Source organism: Sphingomonas sp., from assembly GCF_041661825.1.
Lineage (GTDB): Bacteria > Pseudomonadota > Alphaproteobacteria > Sphingomonadales > Sphingomonadaceae > Sphingomonas.
Genome location: NZ_JBAZTU010000007.1, coordinates 55,693 through 75,429, shown reverse-complemented (window position 1 = coordinate 75,429; position 19,737 = coordinate 55,693). Strand labels below are relative to the sequence as shown.

General features: G+C 65.1%; 9 protein-coding genes. 4 read left to right on the top strand and 5 right to left on the bottom strand.

The genetic code is table 11. The annotated features are described in order from the left end of the window. Positions 1-7: 7 nt before the first annotated feature. The 3 genes from manD to WC729_RS27710 are packed head-to-tail and all read right to left on the bottom strand — an operon-like array spanning position 8 to position 5,993. The gene (gene manD / locus WC729_RS27720) at positions 8-1,219 is read right to left on the bottom strand and encodes a D-mannonate dehydratase ManD (RefSeq protein ID WP_372857910.1); all 1,212 of its coding nucleotides are present in this window, start codon (positions 1,217-1,219) and stop codon (positions 8-10) included. Between the two features lie 11 nt (positions 1,220-1,230). Further along, positions 1,231-3,600, bottom strand: coding sequence for a glycoside hydrolase family 3 N-terminal domain-containing protein (locus tag WC729_RS27715; protein WP_372857908.1), 2,370 nt, complete (start codon positions 3,598-3,600; stop codon positions 1,231-1,233). Then, positions 3,597-5,993 (bottom strand): glycoside hydrolase family 3 N-terminal domain-containing protein, encoded by a 2,397-nt coding sequence (locus tag WC729_RS27710; RefSeq protein WP_372858124.1) that lies wholly within the window; start codon positions 5,991-5,993, stop codon positions 3,597-3,599. The genes WC729_RS27715 and WC729_RS27710 overlap by 4 nt, the downstream gene beginning before the upstream one ends. Before the next feature lie 157 nt (positions 5,994-6,150). Between WC729_RS27710 and WC729_RS27705 the strand changes: the two genes are divergently transcribed. After that, entirely contained in the window at positions 6,151-8,310 is a 2,160-nt protein-coding gene (locus WC729_RS27705) for an alpha-glucuronidase family glycosyl hydrolase (protein ID WP_372857907.1), read from the top strand. 475 nt (positions 8,311-8,785) lie between these two features. Further along, a complete protein-coding gene (locus tag WC729_RS27700; RefSeq protein ID WP_372857905.1) occupies positions 8,786-9,862 on the top strand; it encodes a LacI family DNA-binding transcriptional regulator in 1,077 nt (358 codons plus the stop codon). Between the two features lie 11 nt (positions 9,863-9,873). Here the strand turns inward: WC729_RS27700 and WC729_RS27695 are convergent, their stop codons facing one another. Beyond that, entirely contained in the window at positions 9,874-10,563 is a 690-nt protein-coding gene (locus tag WC729_RS27695) for a DUF4336 domain-containing protein (RefSeq protein ID WP_372857903.1), read from the bottom strand. Between the two features lie 125 nt (positions 10,564-10,688). Between WC729_RS27695 and WC729_RS27690 the strand changes: the two genes are divergently transcribed. Then, entirely contained in the window at positions 10,689-12,467 is a 1,779-nt protein-coding gene (locus tag WC729_RS27690) for an IlvD/Edd family dehydratase (protein WP_372857902.1), read from the top strand. Positions 12,468-12,631: 164 nt separating this feature from the next. Further along, positions 12,632-14,290: a glycoside hydrolase family 43 protein gene (locus WC729_RS27685; protein ID WP_372857901.1), complete on the top strand. Its 1,659-nt coding sequence runs from the start codon at positions 12,632-12,634 to the stop codon at positions 14,288-14,290. 523 nt (positions 14,291-14,813) lie between these two features. Here WC729_RS27685 and WC729_RS27680 read toward each other — a convergent pair. Next, positions 14,814-19,508, bottom strand: coding sequence for an SIR2 family protein (locus WC729_RS27680; protein ID WP_372857900.1), 4,695 nt, complete (start codon positions 19,506-19,508; stop codon positions 14,814-14,816). Positions 19,509-19,737: the final 229 nt, after the last annotated feature.

The following is a 19,737-nucleotide window of genomic DNA, read 5'->3' as shown; positions in this document are numbered from 1 at the left end:
GCTGCCCTCACCAATTCGTCATCGTGCCGTCTTCGAGCCGGTTCACCGGCAGATAGGCGCGGCTGTACTCGTACTTCGCCGCCAGCTCCTCATCGAGATCGACGCCGAGGCCGGGCTTATCGCCCGGGTGCATCAGGCCGTTGTCATAAGTGTAGGCATGCGGGAACACCGCATCGGTCTCGTCGGTGTGGCGCATATATTCCTGCACGCCGAAGTTCGGGACCGACAGGTCGAAATGGAGCGCCGCCGCCATGCAGACGGGCGACAGGTCGGTCGCGCCATGGCAGCCGGTGCGGACATTGTGCATGTCGGCAAAGCTGGCGATGCGACGCAGATGGGTGATGCCGCCGGCATGAACCACGGTCGCGCGGATATAGTCGATCAGTTGTTCCTCGATGAGCTGCTTGCAGTCCCAGATCGAGTTGAAGATTTCGCCGACGGCGAGCGGGGTAGTGGTGTGCTGACGGATCAGGCGGAAATTCGCCTGGTTCTCGGCCGGGGTCGCATCCTCCAGCCAGAAGGGGCGATATTGCTCCAGATCCTTGCCGAGGCGGCCTGCCTCGATCGGGGTCAGGCGGTGGTGGATGTCGTGCAGCAGATGCACGTCCCAGCCCAAGGCCTCGCGCGCCTTTTCGAACAGTGGCGGGACGGAGCGGAGATATTTCTCGCTCGACCAGGCATTCTCGCTTGGCAGATCGGCATCGGCGGGCTCGTAGAAATAGCGGTCCTTCGAGACGCCATAGGTCGAGGCAAGGCCCGGCACGCCCGACTGGAGCCGGATCGCCTTGTAACCGAGCGACTGGTAATGAAGCGCGTTGTCGATCGTTTCCTCGATCGTCTTGCCGTTGGCATGGCCGTACACCATCACGCCCTCGCGGCTCGCGCCACCGAGCAGCTGATAGACCGGCAGGCCGGCGATCTTGCCCTTGATGTCCCACAGCGCCGTGTCGACCGCGGCGATCGCCGACATGGTCACCGGGCCGCGGCGCCAGTACGCGCCCTTGTAGAGGAACTGCCAGACATCCTCGATGCGGTGCGCATCGCGCCCGATCAGGCAGGGCACGACATGATCCTGCAGATAGCTCGCGACACTCAGTTCGCGCCCGTTGAGCGTCGCATCGCCCAAGCCGTAGACGCCCTCGTCGGTCTCGATCTTCAGGGTGACGAAATTGCGCCCAGGGCAAGTGACGATGACGCGCGCATTGGTGATCTTCGGCATGGTTCTTCCACTCAGGCGATCGTGAGGATCGCGGATTGTACCTTGGCGGAGCTATTCCCCGTCATGATTTCCACCCGGCCCGCCTCGACGACTTCCTTCATCGCGACGTTCCAGATACGAAAAGCCTTGGGCCCAAGCGTGAAACGGACCGTCTTCCGCGCGCCCGGCGCGAGCGTTACCCGCTCGAAGCCCTTCAACGCCATCACCGGTTGCGTGACCGAGGCATCTAGGTGGCGGATATAGAGCTGTACCACCTCATCCCCTGAGAGGGCGCCGGTATTGGCGACCTCGACCGAGACGGTGACATTGCCGTCCGGTGCGATGGTGGTCGCCGACAGCTGCGGCGCGCCGACGGTGAAGCGGGTGTAGCTGAGGCCGTGCCCGAACGGGAAAAGCGGTGCCGCGTCGTCGAACAGATAGCCGCGCCGCGCGCTTGGCTTGTGATTGTAGAAGAACGGAATCTGTCCCGCGTCGCGGATCACCGTGACGGGCAGCTTGGCGCCCGGATTCACATCGCCGAACAGCGCCTCGGCCATGGCGGTGCCGCCTTCCTGCCCGACATACCAGCAATCGAGGATCGCATTGGCCTTGGCCGCGACGGTCGGCCAGCTCGCCGGGCGGCCATGGATCGCGACGACCACGACCGGCTTGCCCAGTGCGTGCAGTGCCTCGAACAGGGCATTCTGTTCGCCGAGCAGGTCGACACCGGTCCGATCCCCGAGATGGTTCTTCGCGAAACCCTCGCGGCTGGTCAGCTCATTGTCGCCCACCGCCAGCACGATCACATCGGCCGCCTTCGCCGCCTCGACCGCTTCGGCGATCATCGCGCGGTTCTTCGCCGGATCGGCGAGGATTACCTCATTGTCGGTCGGATTCTCGCTGGTGGTGATGGCGACACCTCGGGCGTGGATCACGTCCGTGCCGAGCCTGGCCTTGATGCCGTCGAGCAGGCCGATCTTCTGCTTCGGCACGCTCGAATAGCCGCCGAGCCGCGCCGGGGCGGCATTGGGGCCGATCACCGCGATCTTCTGCGCGCCGGCCCTGAGCGGGAGCGTGCCGTCATTCTTGAGCAGGCAGATGCTCTTGCGTGCCGCCTCCAGCGCCAGCGCGCGCGCTTCGGCATTGCCGGTTATCTGCGCCGCGAGCGTCACATCGCCATAGGGGTTCTCGAACAGCCCGGCGCGGAACTTCAGCGTCAGCATGCGCGACACCGCGGTATCGATCGCCGCCTCGCTTACCCGGCCTGCGCGGACCTCATCGACCAGCACGCGGTAGGCGATCCCGTCGGGCAGTTCGCAATCCACGCCGGCGGCCAGCGCGCGCCGTGCCGCATCGGCCTTGTCGACCGCGACATGGTGGATGCGATCGAGTTCCTCGACGGCGCCATAGTCGCTCGCGACCACACCGTCGAAACCCCATTCGCCGCGCAGCACATCCTGCAGCAGCCAGTGATTGGCGTGACTCGGCACGCCATCGATCTCGTTATAGGACGGCATCACCGCGCCGATCGCGGTACGCTCCACCACTTCACGGAAGGGCGGGAAGAAATTCTCGCGCAGCTCGCGCTGCGATATCTGCGCGGGGCCAACATTGGTGCCCGATTGCGGCTGGCCGTGCCCGGTCATGTGCTTGAGCGTGGCGAACACCTTGTCCTTTGCCAGCCGCTCGCCCTTGCCGACGCCCTGCAGTCCCTCGACCGCCGCGACGCCCATCTCGCCGCAGAGATAGGGGTCCTCGCCAAAGGTTTCCTCGATGCGCCCCCAGCGTGGGTCGCGGGCGATATCGACGACGGGCGACAGCACATAGGGCACGCCCCGCGCCCGCGCCTCGCGGGCGATCACCGCATTGACCCGGCGGACGAGACCGGTGTCGAAGCTTCCCGCCAGCGCGATCGCCTGGGGAAAGCTGGTCGCCTCGGTCGCCATGAAACCGTGCAGCGCTTCCTCATGGAACAGAACGGGGATGCCGAGGCGCGTCTCTTCCAGCGCCCAATGCTGCGCAGCATTGTTAAACGCGATATTCTCCGCAGGCGTCCGCCAGCGCGCGCCGGTGCCGCCTTCGGTATTGACGATGCCCGGCCCGCCGCGCTTGTCCGAGGGGCGACTGATCTGGCCGATGCCGTTGGGATAGGCAGTGCTCGCCTTGGCCGGATCGAAGGCCAGGCCGTCCATGATCTCGGCCTTGGTCGCCCAGAGCGCGATGGTCTGCGCGACCTTCTCCTCCAGGGTCATCCGCCCGAGCAGATCCTTGACCCGCTCGGCGATCGGCGCGCGCGCATCCTTGTAGAGCGGCTTCGCGGCGCGCGCGAAAGCGACGCCCGGGGTCAGCCCCGCGACGCTGGCCGAGGATAGCCAGACCAGGAGCCGGCGCCGGCCGATCATGGCGCGACCGTCAGGGTAGCGGACTTCAGATCGACCGAGTTCCCACCGGCCATGATCTCGAACTGACCGGGCTCGACCACCCGCTTCATATCCAGATTCCACATCTGGAAGGCGCGGCGATCGAGCGTGAAGCTCAGGGTCTTCGTTTCGCCCGGCTGGAGCGTGACGCGGCGGAACGCCTTCAGTTCCTTCACCGGCCGCGTCACCGAACTCACCGAGTCGCGGACATAGACCTGCACGACCTCGTCGCCCGCGCGCTTGCCGGTATTGGCGACATCGACCTTCACTTCGACCTGACCATCGGGACGGATCGTCGTCGCCGAAAGCTGCGGCGCGCCGACCGTGAAACTGGTGTAGCTGAGCCCATAACCGAATGGGAAAAGCGGCGTCGCCTCGCCGAACAGATAGCCGCGATGCGCCGAAGGCTTGTAGTTGTAGAACATCGGCAATTGCCCGACCGATCGTGCGATCGTCACCGGCAACTTGCCGCCAGGATTGACGTCGCCGAACAGCGCATCGGCGACGGCGTTGCCGCCCTGCTCGCCGAGATACCAGCCTTCGATCACCGCATTGGCCTCGGCCGCGACCTTGTTGATCGCGAGCGGCCGGCCGTTGATCATCACCACCACGATCGGCTTGCCCAGCGCCTTCAGCGCGTCGAACAGATCCTGTTGCTGACCGACCAGATCGAGGCTCGACCGGTCGCCGAGATGGTTGTTCGCCCAAGCCTCGCGGCTGGTCTGTTCGGTATCGCCGATCGCGAGGACGATCGTGTCGGCACCCTTGGCCGTCTCGACCGCCGCGGCGATGCGCTTCGCATTCTCGGCCGGGTCGGCCAGCTTGACCGTGTCCTCCCACCAATCGTCATTCTCGGTGATCTTCACGCCTTCCGACGTGATGACAGTGGCGCGCGACCCGAGCTTTGCCTTGATGCCGTCGAGGATCGAGACCGTCACCGGCGGCTGGCCATAATAGCCGCCGAGCCGCGCCACCGCGGCGCTCGGGCCGATCACCGCGATGGTCGGCTTTGCTGCGCCCGTCGGCATGGCGAGCGGCAGCGTGCCATCATTCTTGAGCAGCACCATCGACCGCGCCGCCGCGGTCCGCGCCAGCGCGCGTGCCTCGGCATTGTTGGTGATCTTCAGCGCGGCCGCGACATCGGCATAAGGATGTTCGAACAGGCCGGCGCGGAACTTGATCTCCAGCATCTTGCGCACGGCAGAGTCGATCACGGCCTCGGAGACCTTGCCCGCGCGGACCGAGTCGACCAGCGTCTTGTAGCTGTCGCCCTCGGGCAGGTCGGAATCGACGCCGGCGTTGATCGCCAGCAATGCCGCTTCGGTCCGGTCGGCGGCGATATGGTGGATCGACCGCAGCTGATCGATCGCGTCATAATCGCTGGTGATCGCGCCGGTGAAACCCCATTCGCCGCGCAGCACATCGCCCAGCAGCCATTTGCTCGCATGGCTCGGCGTGCCGTCGATCTCGTTATAGCTCGGCATCACCGCGCCCGGCGCGACGCGGGTGATCGCCTGTTCGAAGGGCGGGAAGAAATTCTCGCGCAGTTCGCGCTCGGAGATCTGGGCCGGGCCGATATTGGTGCCACTCTCGGGCTGGCCGTGTCCGGTCAGGTGCTTGAGTGTGGCGAACACCTTGCCAGGCGCGAGCTTCTCCGCCTTGTCCGCGCCCTGCAGGCCCTGCACCGCGGCGACGCCCATCTCGCCGACGAGATAGGGATCCTCGCCGAACGTCTCCTCGATCCTCCCCCAGCGTGGATCGCGCGCGACGTCCACCACCGGCGACAGCGCCAGGGTCACGCCGCGCGCAGCGATCTCGCGCGCCGTGATCGTGTTGATCTGGCGGATCATGTCGGGGTCCCAGCTCGACGCCAGGCCGATCGGCACCGGAAAGCTGGTCGCGTCCCGCGCAGCATAACCGTGCAGGCCTTCCTCGTGGAACAGGATGGGGATGCCCAACCGCGTCTTCGTCAGCGCATAACGCTGCAGCGTGTTGACCACGTCGATCGTGCCCTTCACGTCGTGACCGGGCGTCACCCGCGGCGAGCCGGCGCCGAGCGTGTCGGACGGGCGCGCGAACCCGCCGAACCCGTTGGGAAAGAGCGCGGCGACCTTGACCGGATCGATCCGCTTCTTTGCGTCGAGCATTTGCGCCTTGGCGCCCCACACCGTCAGCAATTGGCCGACCTTTTCCTCCAGCGTCATGCGCTTGAGCAGGTCGTCGACGCGTGCAGCAATGGGTGCAGCAGCATCCTTGTAGAGCGGGCTGGCCTCCGCAGCGGGCGCGGGCGGCGGCGCAGCGCCGGCGAGCGCGATCGGCGCGGTGCAGGCGAGCAGAATCGCCAGCGAGCGGTGAAGAGTACGCGGCGCTACCATCGGCATTTCGGCTACCCCCTCGGTGGCGCTGATTCGTCGGCCAACACCCACGTCAGCGCCTTTTTCTGATAGCGCTACCATGCTAAGTCAGGCAAAGACTGTCAATCGCCGATGGCCAAGCAAAGGGCTGTGGCGCGCGAGTTTGGAGAGGAATGACATGGGTCGGTTGATCGCGTGGTGCGCGGCATTGTTTCTGACGCTGGGCGCCCTGCCCGGCATCGCGCAGGCCGAGGACGGCTATGATCTCTGGCTCCGTTACCGCCCGCTGCCCGCCGATGCTCAGGCCCGCGACCGGGCCCGCGCCACGGCTGTCATCTTCGACGCCGACCAGCATGACGTGCAGGTGCTGGCGGCGGTCGACGAAATCGAACGCGCGCTGGACGGCATGCTCGGCGCCAAGGCCCCGACCTATGGCCAGGCCGTGCAGGCCGGCGGCATCGTGCTCGGCACCAGCGGCGAGCCGCGGATCAAGGCGCTGAACCTTCCGCTCGGGCCGCTCGGCACCGAAGGCTATGTCATCCGCAGCACGGTAATGGACGGCAAGCCCGTTACCGTCGTCGCGGCGAACAGCGGCGTGGGCGTACTGTACGGCAGCTTCGCGCTGATCCAGCATCTCCAGCGCGGGCTCGGCCTGGAGGGGCTCGATATCGCCTCCGCGCCGAAGCTCAAGCTGCGCCTGCTCAACCATTGGGACAATCTCGATCGCACGGTCGAGCGCGGTTATGCTGGCCAGTCGATCTGGGACTGGTGGAAGCTCCCCGACTTCAAGGATCCGCGCTACACCGACTATGCCCGCGCCAATGCCTCGATCGGCATCAACGGCACCGTGCTCAACAACGTCAATGCCAAGGCCGACAGCCTCACCGCGCCCTATATCGCCAAGGCGGCGGCGCTGGCCGACGTGTTCCGGCCCTACGGCATCAAAGTCTATCTCTCGGCGCGCTGGTCGTCCCCGATCGAGATCGGCGGACTCAAGACCGCTGACCCTCTCGACCCGCAGGTCGCCGCCTGGTGGAAGGCCAAGGCGGACGAGATCTACAAGGCGATCCCCGATTTCGGCGGCTTCCTGGTCAAGGCCAATTCCGAAGGCCAGCCCGGCCCGCAGGATTACAAGCGCAACCATGCGGAGGGTGCCAACATGCTCGCCGCCGCGGTGCGCCCGCATGGCGGCATCATCATGTGGCGCGCCTTCGTCTATCAGCACGAGAACCCCGAAGACCGCGCCAAACAGGCTTATGACGATTTCAAGCCGCTCGACGGCCAGTTCGCCGACAATGTCATCGTCCAGGTGAAGAACGGCGCGATCGACTTCCAGCCGCGCGAACCCTTCCATCCGCTGTTCGGCGCGATGCCCAAGACGCCGCTGATGATGGAGTTCCAGATCACCAAGGAATATCTCGGGATGGCGACTCACCTCGTCTATCTCGGGCCGCTCTATGAAGAAGTGCTGCAGGCCGACACGTTCGGGCACGGCAAGGGATCGACCGTCGCCAAGGTGATCGAGGGCGATCTCGACAAGTATAAGCTGACCGGCATGGCCGGCGTCGCCAATATCGGCGTCGACCGCGACTGGAGCGGATCGACCTTCAACCAGGCCAACTGGTTCGTGTTCGGCCGCATGGCCTGGGACCCGCAGGCTTCGGCGAAGCAGGTCGCGGGCGAATGGTCGGAGCTGACCTTCGGCCCCAACCCGGCGGTCAGGCCCAAGGTCGTCGACATCATGATGACCTCGCGCGACGCGGTGGTGAACTACATGACCCCGCTCGGCCTCGCCCATCTGATGGCGACCAGCCATCATTATGGCCCTGGCCTCTGGGTGAAGGATCTCGCCCGGCCCGAATGGAACCCCGTCTATTACCACAAGGCCGATGCGACCGGCATCGGCTACGACCGGACGAAGACGGGCAGCAATGCCGTGGCGCAATATGCCCCGATGCTCGCCAGGCAGTTCGGCGATGTGAAGACCACGCCGGAACAGGACCTGTTGTGGTTCCACCATGTCGGCTGGGACTATCGCATGAAGTCGGGCAAGACGCTGTGGGAGGAGCTTGCGGGCAAATATTCGCTGGGCGTGCGCGAAGTCGCGGACATGCACAGCGCGTGGAGCGCGCTCGCGCCCTATATCGACCAGGATCGTTTCGCGAAGACCAACGCCTTCCTGTCGATCCAGCAGCGCGAGGCGCAGTGGTGGCGGGATGCCAGCCTTGCCTATTGGTCCAGCGTGTCGGGCCGGCAACTCCCCGCGGGAGAAGCGCCGCCGGCCAAACCCCTCGCCGACTACGAGGCTGTGTCGTGGCCGTACGAGCCAGGACGATAAGCGCTAACAGCCCGGAAAACGAATGAGGAATGAGACCGGCACGGGAGGATTGACAGTTCTCTAACATGGGAATAGCTCTGTATGTGATCGCTACCATCCACATTCGAGGTGGAGCGAAACGGGCACGAAGATGCCCGATGCTGGAGGGGTAAAATGAACGCCGAGCTGTTTCCCGTGTCCGCAGATCACCGAGGCCCGATGCCGGGCGCGGCCTGCCCGATGCGCGGTGCAGCTCTGCCATATCAATCGGACACAAGGTTCTTCGGCCCGCGCGGCCGCATCTGATGCGGATGGCGGCGGCTGTGGTCGCACGCCGCCATCCAATCCCGGCATGGGCGCTCCTCGCTGCCCATGCCGGACGATCTCCCCTAGGGCGGCCGGCGCATATCCGGCCGCCCCTCTTTTTGCCCTTTCCCGACGTTCGCATTGCAGCACGCGCTGCAACATTATAGCCACCGTGCCGAGGAGCATTTTCTTGAGCCAACCCACGTCCCGCCGGCAACGCACCACCGCGACCATTACCGATGTTGCGCGCAAGGCCGGCGTTTCCCCGATGACGGTATCCCGAGTGCTGAACGGCGAGGGCAATGTCCGCGCGACCACACGTGAGGTCGTCAATGAGGCGATCGCTGCACTCAATTACTCGCCCAACCCCGCCGCGCGCAGCCTGGCCGGCGCGGCGCCGGTGCGGATCGGCCTGCTCTACAGCAACCCGAGCGCCGCCTATCTCAGCGAGTTCCTGGTCGGCAGCCTCGATTATGCCAGCCGCGCCAACATCCAGATCGTCGTCGAGAAATGCGACGGGCTGGAGCAGGCCGAGGAAGCCGCCACCCGCCTGCTCCGCGGCGGCATCGAGGGCATCGTGCTGCCCCCGCCTTTGTGCGATTCCCTGCCGCTGCTGGATGTGTTGCGCGGCGCGAATGGCCTGGCCGTGACGGTCGCCAGCGGTCATCCCGCGCCCGGCTTTTCGGCGGTCAGCATCGACGATCACCGCGCCGCGTTCGAGATGACCCGCCACATCGCCGCGCTCGGCCATCAGCGCATCGGTTTCATCATCGGCAACCCCGACCAGACCGCGAGCGAGCGGCGCCTTGCCGGCTACCGCGACGCGCTCGAAGCGGTCGGCCTGCCCTATGACGAGAAGCTCGTCGTCCAGGGTCTCTTCACCTATCGCTCCGGCCTGGATGCCGCCGAGCATCTGATCGATACGCCCAACCCGCCCTCGGCGATCTTCGCCAGCAATGACGACATGGCGGCGGCGACCGTCGCCGTCGCGCATCGCCACGGGCTCGACGTGCCCAACGACCTTACCGTTTGCGGCTTCGACGATACGGCGCTGGCCACGACGATCTGGCCGGAATTGACAACGATACACCAGCCGATCACCGACATGTCGCTCGCTGCGGTCGAGCTGCTGGTGAAGGAGATCCGCAGCCGCCGCGCCGGCCACCGCGACCCGACCCAGCATCGCCAGCTCGACTTCCAGCTGGTGCGGCGCCAGTCCGACGCCGCCCCGCGCCGCCGCCCTGCGGTGACGCCGCCCCGGACCTGATCCGGTTGCCATCATGACAACCAGCGAAAGGCGCGGCGTATCAGCGCCTGCCCGCCTTCGCTGACCGGCGCTCCATGCGCCATCAGCACCCTTTCCGCCGGCCATGACAGGACATGATGGAGCGCAGCACGGGCGGCACGCCGGTCAATGAAGGCCAGGCGGAACTTGCGGGGCACAGACGGCTCCGGAGCAGTCATCAGGTCCCATTTCGCGACCAGCGCGCGCCAGCCGGAGAAGCGGTCGGCGGGGAGATGCTGCAACAGATCAGTGAACAGCACGGTGCCACTCGCGGTGTGGAAGAACACCACCTCGTTGATGATGGCATTGCCCCGCATGACGACCTGGTCGATTTCCCCGGCCCAGGCTGGTATCGGCGTGTTGGTGAGGTCATGGTCGAAGGCGAGGTCCTTGCGCTTGTCCCGCAGCCCGGGCGGAGCATGGAGGCAGGCACCGGGAAAGGCCCGCTTCCAGTCGGCGAGGAACAGGTGATGCAGCGCATTGGGAGCGACCAGGTGCCGGACTGTCCCCAGGGCCTCCACCGCCGAGCGAAGGCCGTCGGTCAGCACGGTCGGCGACCAGATGAAGAGGCCGCCATCGGCCAATCTGATGACCGCCATCCGCGTGGGGTAATGGAATCCCAGTGCGGCAACCACATCGGGGCCGTCAGCAATCCATATCCCGGGGCCAAATGCCGTCAGCATGGCCGAACCATGCCATCGCGACTGGGTCGGTGGCCAGAACGAACGCCGGTTTGGGCGTTCCATCCGTTGAAGCTGACGGGACTTTGCGTTAGCGGTACCATGAGAGACCACCAGGAGAGGCCACAGTGCAGCGTGAACCCGTAAAACCATTCCGCTCGCGGGACTGGTTCGCCGATCCGGAGCGGTCGGACATGACGGCGCTCTATCTCGAGCGGTTCATGAATTACGGCATCACCGCGAACGAGCTGCGCAGCGGCCGGCCGATCATCGGCATCGCGCAAACGGGCAGCGACCTTTCGCCGTGCAATCGCATCCATGTCGATCTCGCGCGGCGCACGCGCGAGGGCATTCGCGATGCGGGCGGCATTCCGATGGAATTCCCGACGCATCCGATCTTCGAGAATTGCCGCCGCCCGACCGCGGCGCTCGACCGCAACCTTGCCTATCTCGGCCTGGTCGAGATCCTGTACGGCTATCCGATCGACGCGGTCGTCATCACCACCGGCTGCGACAAGACCACGCCATCGGGCATCATGGCGGCCTCGACCGTCGACATCCCGGCGATCGTGCTGTCGGGCGGGCCGATGCTCGACGGCTGGCACGAGGGCGAGCTGGTCGGATCGGGCACCGTCATCTGGCGGTCGCGCCGCAAGCTTGCCGCGGGCGAGATCGACGAGGAGGAGTTCCTCCGCCGCGCGACCGACAGTGCGCCCTCGGCGGGGCATTGCAACACGATGGGCACGGCATCGACGATGAATGCGGTCGCCGAAGCGCTCGGCCTTTCGCTGCCCGGGTGCGCCGCCATCCCCGCGCCGTACCGCGAACGCGGGCAGATCGCGTACGAAACCGGCCGGCGCATCGTCGACATGGCCTATGAGGATTTGCGCCCCTCGAAGATTCTCACGCGGGAAGCGTTCCTCAACGCGATCCGCACCATCACGGTGATCGGCGGGTCTTCCAACGCGCAGCCGCATCTGATGGCGATGGCGCGGCATGCCGGGGTCGAGCTCCACCCGTCCGACTGGACCGAGCATGGGTATGACCTGCCGCTGCTCGCCGACGTGCAGCCAGCCGGACGATTCCTCGGCGAGCGCTTCCACCGCGCCGGGGGCGTGCCCGCGATCCTGTGCGAGCTGGCGGATGGCGGCGTGCTCGATAGCGACTGCCTGACCGTCACCGGGCGCAGCATCGGCGAGAATATCGAAGGCCGCCAGTCGCGCGACCGCGAGGTGATCCGCGCGTTTGCCGAACCGTTGAAAGAGAAGGCCGGCTTCCTCGCTTTCTCGGGCAACCTGTTCGACTTCGCGATCATGAAGACGAGCGTAATCTCCGAGGAATTCCGCAACCGCTATCTCAGCCACCCGGGCAAGGAAGGCGTGTTCGAAGGCCGCGCGATCGTGTTCGACGGGTCGGACGATTATCATCATCGGATCAACGACCCTGCGTTGGAGATCGACGAGAATTGCATCCTGGTGATCCGCGGCGCCGGGCCGATCGGCTGGCCGGGCTCTGCCGAAGTCGTCAACATGCAGCCACCAGATGCGCTGATCCAGCGCGGCATCGCCTGGTTGCCGACACTCGGCGACGGGCGCCAGTCGGGTACGTCGGACAGCCCTTCGATCCTCAACGCCTCGCCCGAAAGCGCGGTCGGCGGCGGGCTTGCCTGGCTGCATACCGGCGACGTGATCCGCATCGACCTCAACACCGGGCGCTGCGACGTGCTGGTCGACGAGGCCGAGATCGCGCGGCGCAAGGGCGGCCCTGCCCCGGCCTTTCCGTCGAGCAACACGCCCTGGGAAGAGCTGTACCGCGAGAAGACCGGGCAGCTCGAGGATGGCGCGGTGCTGGAGATGGCGGTCAAATATCGCGGCATTGCGGCGAAGACGCCGCGGCATAACCATTGATGCGCGTAGTGCGCCTTGCCGATCGAACCAATGTCGCTTCCCCGGCGGAGGCCGGGGTCCAGTTGGACAGGTCGATGCAACGAAGCGCAGCGCCCGCCACAAGCCGCTCCCAACTGGGCCCCGGCCTTCGCCGGGGAAGGAAGGGGTGGAGCGAAACGGTCGCCGTGGGTCTGCGAGCCGCGATCACCGCTCTGCTGGCGGTGCCGCTTATGGGCGCGGCCGCTCCCGCACCGGTCGCGCGTTTCGCCTGGTTCGACTACAGGGGCGAGGACCCGGTCGACCGGACAATGAAGGCCGGACCGGCGGAATATCGCAATCCGGTCCTGCAGGGCTTCTATCCGGACCCGTCGATCCTGCGCGTCGGCCAGGATTATTACCTCGTCAATTCGACCTTCACCTATTTCCCCGGTCTGCCGGTCTTCCACAGCCGCGACCTGGTGAACTGGACGCAGATCGGCAACGCGATCGACCGGCCGAACCAGGTCGATTTCAAGCAGGTCGGCCTGTCGGCCGGCATCTATGCGCCCGACCTCAGCTACCGCGCCGGGACCTTCTATCTCGCCGGAACCTGTGTCGCGTGCGGCGGCAATTTCGTGATGACGGCGAAGACGCCCGCCGGCCCATGGTCCGACCCGCACTGGAACGCCATCGACGGCATCGACCCCTCGATGTTCTTCGACACCGACGGATCGGCATGGATTCTCAACAACGGGCCGCCGGCGAGCACGCCGCTTTATAGCGGCCATCGTGCGATCTGGATTCAGCGCATCGACCCGAAGACGCTGAAGCCGTTCGGCGAGCGCACCATCATCGTGAACGGCGGCGTCAAGCCGGCGGACAAGCCGATCTGGATCGAGGGACCGCACCTGTTCCGCAAGCACGGCTATTATTACCTGATCGCGGCCGAGGGCGGCACCGCGGAGAACCACAGCGAAGTGGTGTTCCGCAGTAAATCGATCACTGGCCCCTATGAGCCCGGCCCGGTCAATCCGATCCTGACTCAGCGCACGCTCGACCCGGCGCGACCCTTTCCGATCACCTCGACCGGCCATGCCGATTTCGTGACCACGTCCAAGGGCGACTGGTGGACCGTGTTCCTCGGCACGCGGCCGTACAGGGGCGATTTCTACAATACCGGCCGCGAGACCTTCATGCTGCCGGTGCGCTGGCGAAACGGCTGGCCCGAGGTGACCGCGCCCGGGGCGACCATTCCCTATGTCCATGCCCGGCCCGCTCTGGCGCAGGGCAAGGCTGCGCCGGTGCCGAACAGCGGCGCCTTCCATGTGCGCGACGAGTTCGCCGGGGCGAAACTGGCTCCCTATTGGGTGCAGATCCGGGCGACCGATATCGGCTGGCGGCGTCTTTCCGGTGGGGCGCTGTCGATCGACGCGCGGCCAGTGGCGTTGGGCGGTACGGGCCAGACCGCGTTTCTCGGGCGGCGGCTGCAGCATGGCTGGGCGACGGCGGAGACGTCGGTCGACTTCACGCCGAAGCGCGAGGGCGATCGGGCGGGAATCGCGGTGGTGCAGGACACTGCCTATTTCTACGCGCTGACGCTGAACGGCACGGCGATCGCGGTGGAGAAGCGCAGCGGCCCGAAGGACCCGGCCGATGGCGTAGTCGTCGCCTCGGCGCCCTATGCCGGGACGAGCGTACGGCTGCGCATCGTGCTGCGCGGCGATGTGTGCGACTTCTTCTATGCGGGCGCGGACGGCCGCTGGCATATGCTGGCGAAGAACCAGGACGCGACGATCCTGAGCACCAAGACAGCGGGCGGGTTCATCGGCGCGATGATCGGCCCGTTCGCGCGGGCGGGCGACTAGCGCAGCCTCGCACCCGGGAAGATGGGGGACACCGGACTGTCCCATTTCTCCGGGACACGGCGTGAAGTAATGGTGTTGGACGCTGCGGGGACGTGCCCAGTATTCGCGGAATTTTGCGACCCACCTGCGAGAGGGGCGAAATCGAGCGCTATTGCCGGCTTGCGCGGGACCCCGAGTACAGGGCCCTACAGATGTTGGAACGCCAAGAAACGATCCACGAACAGTTGCAGCGCGCGCACTAGAGGACGACTTGCCGAATTTCGCGACCCCTATCGGTTCTTGTATCGGCTCTAGTTGCGAATAGTCATGACGGAAAATCTGTACTGGCACGCCGGAGTCCCTCGGATTCGCCGGCGCTATCGCCGGGCCGAGCATCTTATTCCGGCGGCACGGGTTGGTGAATCGGTCACGAGAAAGCGCGCGACAGACATTGCCGGCAGTTCGCTGGACCAGACGCGGCCAATCCCAGTCCCACGTTCCTTGGCGTACAATCAGCCAAGGCAGAAAGGATTGCGATCCCGAGTCAGCCCGAAATCGGGATGTCGGCCCGATGGGTATTCGAGCGTCGCGCGGCGTGATCGACGCGCGCGCGCCTCACGCGCTCGAGCGCCAAATAATAGCCTTTGCCGGACGCAATCTGAATCGCCTGTTCGAGTAATGCCTCGCCCGACATCGGATCGCCACGCGCGATTAATATCTGCGCGATCTCGATCCGGAGCAGCGTCTTGTGCAGACCGTGGCCGTAGCGGCTCGCGATTGTCAGCGCGTCGGTCGCATAGCGCAGCGCCGTGTCATAGTCGCCGCTTTCGCGCATGTGCCGCGCAAGGCTCGCGCTCGCTTCGATCCGCAAGCGATAGCAGTCCGCAAGCGCCGCGTAGCGCAGCGCGCTCTTGATTTGCTGCAGCGCGCGGCTGCGTATCACCGGGTCCGTCGACGCACGGTATCGGAAATCGGCGCGAACCACGCGCGCGCGATGCAGGATATCCATCTGCTGCGCAGATTGCGCTGCGCGGATTGCATCGTTGATCTGCCCCTCGGACTTGGCCCTGTCGCGCACCAGAAGGGCGAGATGCCGCTGGAAGTGCGCCAACGCGCGTTGTTCGTTGAGCCTCTGGAAAATGCGGATTGCGTCCGAATAGAGTTCCTGCGCGTCGAGATGTCGGCCGTTCAGATGTGCGATCAGGCCGCGATAGCCGATCGTCATCGCCGTCATCAGCACCGTTTCACGGCTGTAGCTCTCGTCACCGTGCACGGGCGGCGCATCACCGAGAAAGATCGCGCGAACCCGCGCTATATGTTCACTGCCTGTGCCTGCAGATCCTGGCGCAGTGGGCGCGGCCCCGATCGTGTCCTCGATCTGGTCCAGTTGCCGCTCCGCCGGCCGTAGCATGCCCCGCTCGATCTTCGTCGCGACCTGATTGATGGCGATCCGCCGCCAATTATGTCCGTGATAGCCAAACTCGACCTCGTCCGTGTTGACCTTCGCTGCCGCGCTCAGCGCGTCGCGGGCGTCGAACAGATTCCCTTGTGTGAGGGCGACGACCCCGCGTTCGTTGTGCAGCCAGACCAGATCGTCGGCGTAGAAGGGATCGGGGCCCATATGAACGCGCCGGAAATTGTCCCAGTCACCTTCAGGGCTACCGTCCGCCGCCGCCGCAAACATGCTCTTCATGATGGTACGCGCAATCGAGACGTCGCCGAACGCCGTGATGAGGCGGTCCAGACGATGGGCATGTTCGGTCAGCGCGCCATCGCGTTGCGCATTCGCGATACGCTTCTCGCGATCAAGTTTGAGGAGAGCGCCGGTCGAGTAATAATTTCGAACAAGGGCAAGGGCGCCCCGCAAGCACGCGGCAGCGACCCGGCTGCTGCGGTGGTTGAGCGTCTCCCAAGCGTGTCGTTCGTCGCCCGGGTGAATATAGAGGTCCCGAAGCGCGCTTCGATAGGTTTCGATGCTGGGATCGCCCGGCAACGTGTAGCCGTGCGGGCCGAAGAAACGAGGAATATCGTGCCAGCCGCCGATCAAGCTGTCGACAAGTTCGCCGAGTTCGTCGTGAAAATTGGGCTCGGGCGTGTAGTTTTCGCTTGGATCGCTCATGAACAGCGACATGTTGAAGGTCGTTGCCAGCTTGGCGTCGTTAATCGGCGCCCCATGCCGATCGCGAAGAAAGGTCGTGAGCGAGCGGTGCAGTGCGTAGCGTCGCCACAAGGGACTGCCCTTCAGCGCCTCGCGATACCCATCGCGGATGTGGTGGTGCTCGACGATTTGGCGCGCGCCTTCTCGGTCCGGTGTCGGATCGTGCGGCTCGAGTACCGTCACCAGCCCCAGCGCCCGCAATTGATCCATGACCTTGCACAATTCAACCTTGAGGCCGGTGTCGGCAATGCGGTCGGTGCCGGCACTGTCGCCAGCGGACTCTTCGGCGAGAATTGCACGGATCTTCGGGGCAAAGAGCAGCACCCCTGCTTCGATCGGGCCGCCGATGAAACTCATCGTGCGCAGGATCTCGAAGGCTGCGGGGCAGCGGACATAGAGCGCCTGGAGCAGGCTCGGGGTAAGATGCGCGTCGAAAAAAGCCCGCGACTGAGCTTCCCGGTCGACGGTGATCGCCCGCCGCACCAGCGCTCGTCCAGCGTCGTTGACTTCGGCCTGCTTCAACCGCAGCTCACGCCGCGGGCCCGGTGCCATGTCGCTTGCGATCCGTTCGAGAGTCTCGGCACGGCGGTCAGCGAAACCATCCTCAATGGCGTGGAAATAGTGCGAGTCGACACTGATCCTGGCATCCTCCTGCCCAGCATCCTCCTGCCCGGCATCCTCCTGCCCGGCGCCCCCTTTGGGCAGCCAGGGGAAGTGGAACGTCGGCTCCGGGAGCGTCTGGAACGGCACGCCGATCGCCTTGGCATAGTGGCGAAGCCTGTCAGTCCCGAGAAGCAGTACCTGGACATTGCCGCCGGGCCTCCGCACGCTGCGCAACATCTGATCGAGTTCAGCACTTAGCGGAACGCCGCCCAGGCTGAAGAAGCGGTCCGCGCCGTTGATGATCACGAGCGTGCGCTTGCTGGTACGCAGCAGCAATCCGTCAGTGAAACCTTGCTCGCGAGATATCTTCGCGCCCCGCTCGATCGCCGGGCAGCGCAGCTGGAGGAAGCGTGCAATCCCCACGAGCATCGTATCGCTGTCATAGCTGAAGCCCGCATTGACGATCATGCGGTTCTCGGGCCTGGCCCAGCGCAGCAGCGCATTGCCTATGCCGATACCTCGCGTGCTCGCTGTTTCGTCAGGCTCGGAATTCTCGCCATCAAGGAGGTGGACCGCCTGCATCTGCCCCAGATATTCGGCAAGCGTGCCCCGGCCGTAACCGGGTTTCGTGATCGCGATCACCAGATTGTCGGGGGACCGCGGCGAATTCGGATGCTCGAGCGCTCCGTTGGGCAGCCACGCGTCCCTATTCAGGCTGGAAAGCAGCCTTCTTGCGGTCGTACGCGTACTGCGTGATCCGTAGAGCCGAACCGGCTTCGCTTGGCCTTCGGTCTGAAGCAGGCGTGGATCGATCGTCCGCCAGTTGCCGGGGCGGTGCAGCCGCCGGTCGACGCGCTCGACAAGGGCAGGCAGCCTCTCCATCGTGTCGACCAGCGCCCGGAGCAGGTTCCGGTCGGCTTCCAGGTTGATCGCCGCGATATCGTGGCCGCCGTCGTTCGCCTTTTCGAGCGCGACCCGTTGCGCATCCGCGCGCACGAGCTCGCGCATGCGCGGCCAAAGCCTCGGGTCCGGGGCTTCCTCATTTCCCATAATCGCGTCGAGGGTCGAGAGCAGTTGCGATGTGGCGCTGTCCATGCGGCGCGCCCGATTGCGCAGCCTCTCCTCCGTGCTTGGAACATAGCGTCGTAGCGGCGCTACCCAATCGTCTTCGCCTGGGCTCCGCAGATCCTCGTCGAAGAGGATGTGGACGCCGTACATGGTCAGAAACTCAAGCCTCAAGTCGCGCATGCGCGCGTCGCGCGCGACCGCATCTCCGGACCATTTTACGGTATTCCAGAGTAGAAACATTGGCGCGGGCCGCCGAATCGGCATGTTGCTGACGGAATATTGGAGAAACTGCTTAAGCTCGGGCTCTTCCATGCCCAATCCGACGAAGAGCAGTGGATTGCCGCCGAACAGGACGCGAAGTCCATGGTCGAACGGATCGCGGTGAAGATCGTCGAGGCGATAGAGCCGGTCATATTGCCGAATATTCGCAACCATCGACATCGGCACATCGGCGCGCCCGTGCAGGTGCAGGATGTGCCGGTCGATCTCCGCTGACCCGACCGCGAACTCAAAGAGCCGATCGGAGCGTTCGCGATCAACGACGTCGCTCTCGACGGTGATGCCATTCCCCAGCGTCCGGGTAAGCCGCGTGCGGTTGATCCGCACGATCGGCTTGCCGCTGTTCGGTGGCCCGATAAAATCCTTAGTGCTGGCGATCTTCTCTCCCGCGCCGAAATCCTTGCGCGCGATGCCGGCCTTGATGGCAAAGAGTTCGGCGGGGCTCGACCCCTGGGGGGCAATTGCGGCCAGCCGGCCTAATCTGAGCTTCTCGTTGACACCCAATGTATCGCGCTCGTCCTGCCGCAACATGAACGCGCGTTCGAGCTCAAGGTCGTAGTTGAAGGTCGCAATCCGCTTGATCCCGAGGCTTGCGATCAGCGGCCGGATGGCGGCCGCGGCGGGCTCCGCTGCGAGCGGCGCGACGCCATAGGTGCGCGAGGCGAATATGCGCGCGACCCTCCGTTCGAACTCGTCCAGCGCTGGCTTCTGATACTCGTTGTTGATGACCAGCCCGGACCGCAGCAGCCGCATCTGCTGGTCCAGCCTGCGGAAACAATCATGGAGCGTCCACAGTGCGACACGGGCGTCCCCATGGTGCCGCCCGCGTTCAAGCTTGCGCGCGCGCGTGCAGATTTCAAGCAGCAGCCTGCCTGCGGGTCGCCACGACAGGCTGGGTTCCCCTAAATCATGCTTGAACGGAACGCGCCGCCGCGCGATGATATCGACCGCGAGCCGCCGCGCAACGCGCGCGGATGCTGTTATGAACTCGCCCCAGGACGGGTAACCGTAAGCGCGAGTCGACATGGCGCCGGTGATGGCTACCATCCGATCGGTATGTAGCGCCTTCACAAATGCCTTGAGAGCTTCTTCCCGCAACTTTCGGTCTTCGAGCGGATCCGATTGTGCCATAGCCTCCCCTGCTTTGCGAAGCAGGTTCGCCGTCGGAAGCATTCACGTCAATTGGCTAAACTCGAATATTGAAAACATGTTGCTCCAAATTGAAGCGATTATCGCGTCACCTAGAGTTTTCCGACAACGGCTAGCCCGCTACTCATTTTCGGATGCCCGCTATTCGATTTTCAGTAGAGTTGGCCAACGGCCGAAATTGAGCGCCAGGAAGAGACTATACATCGAATAG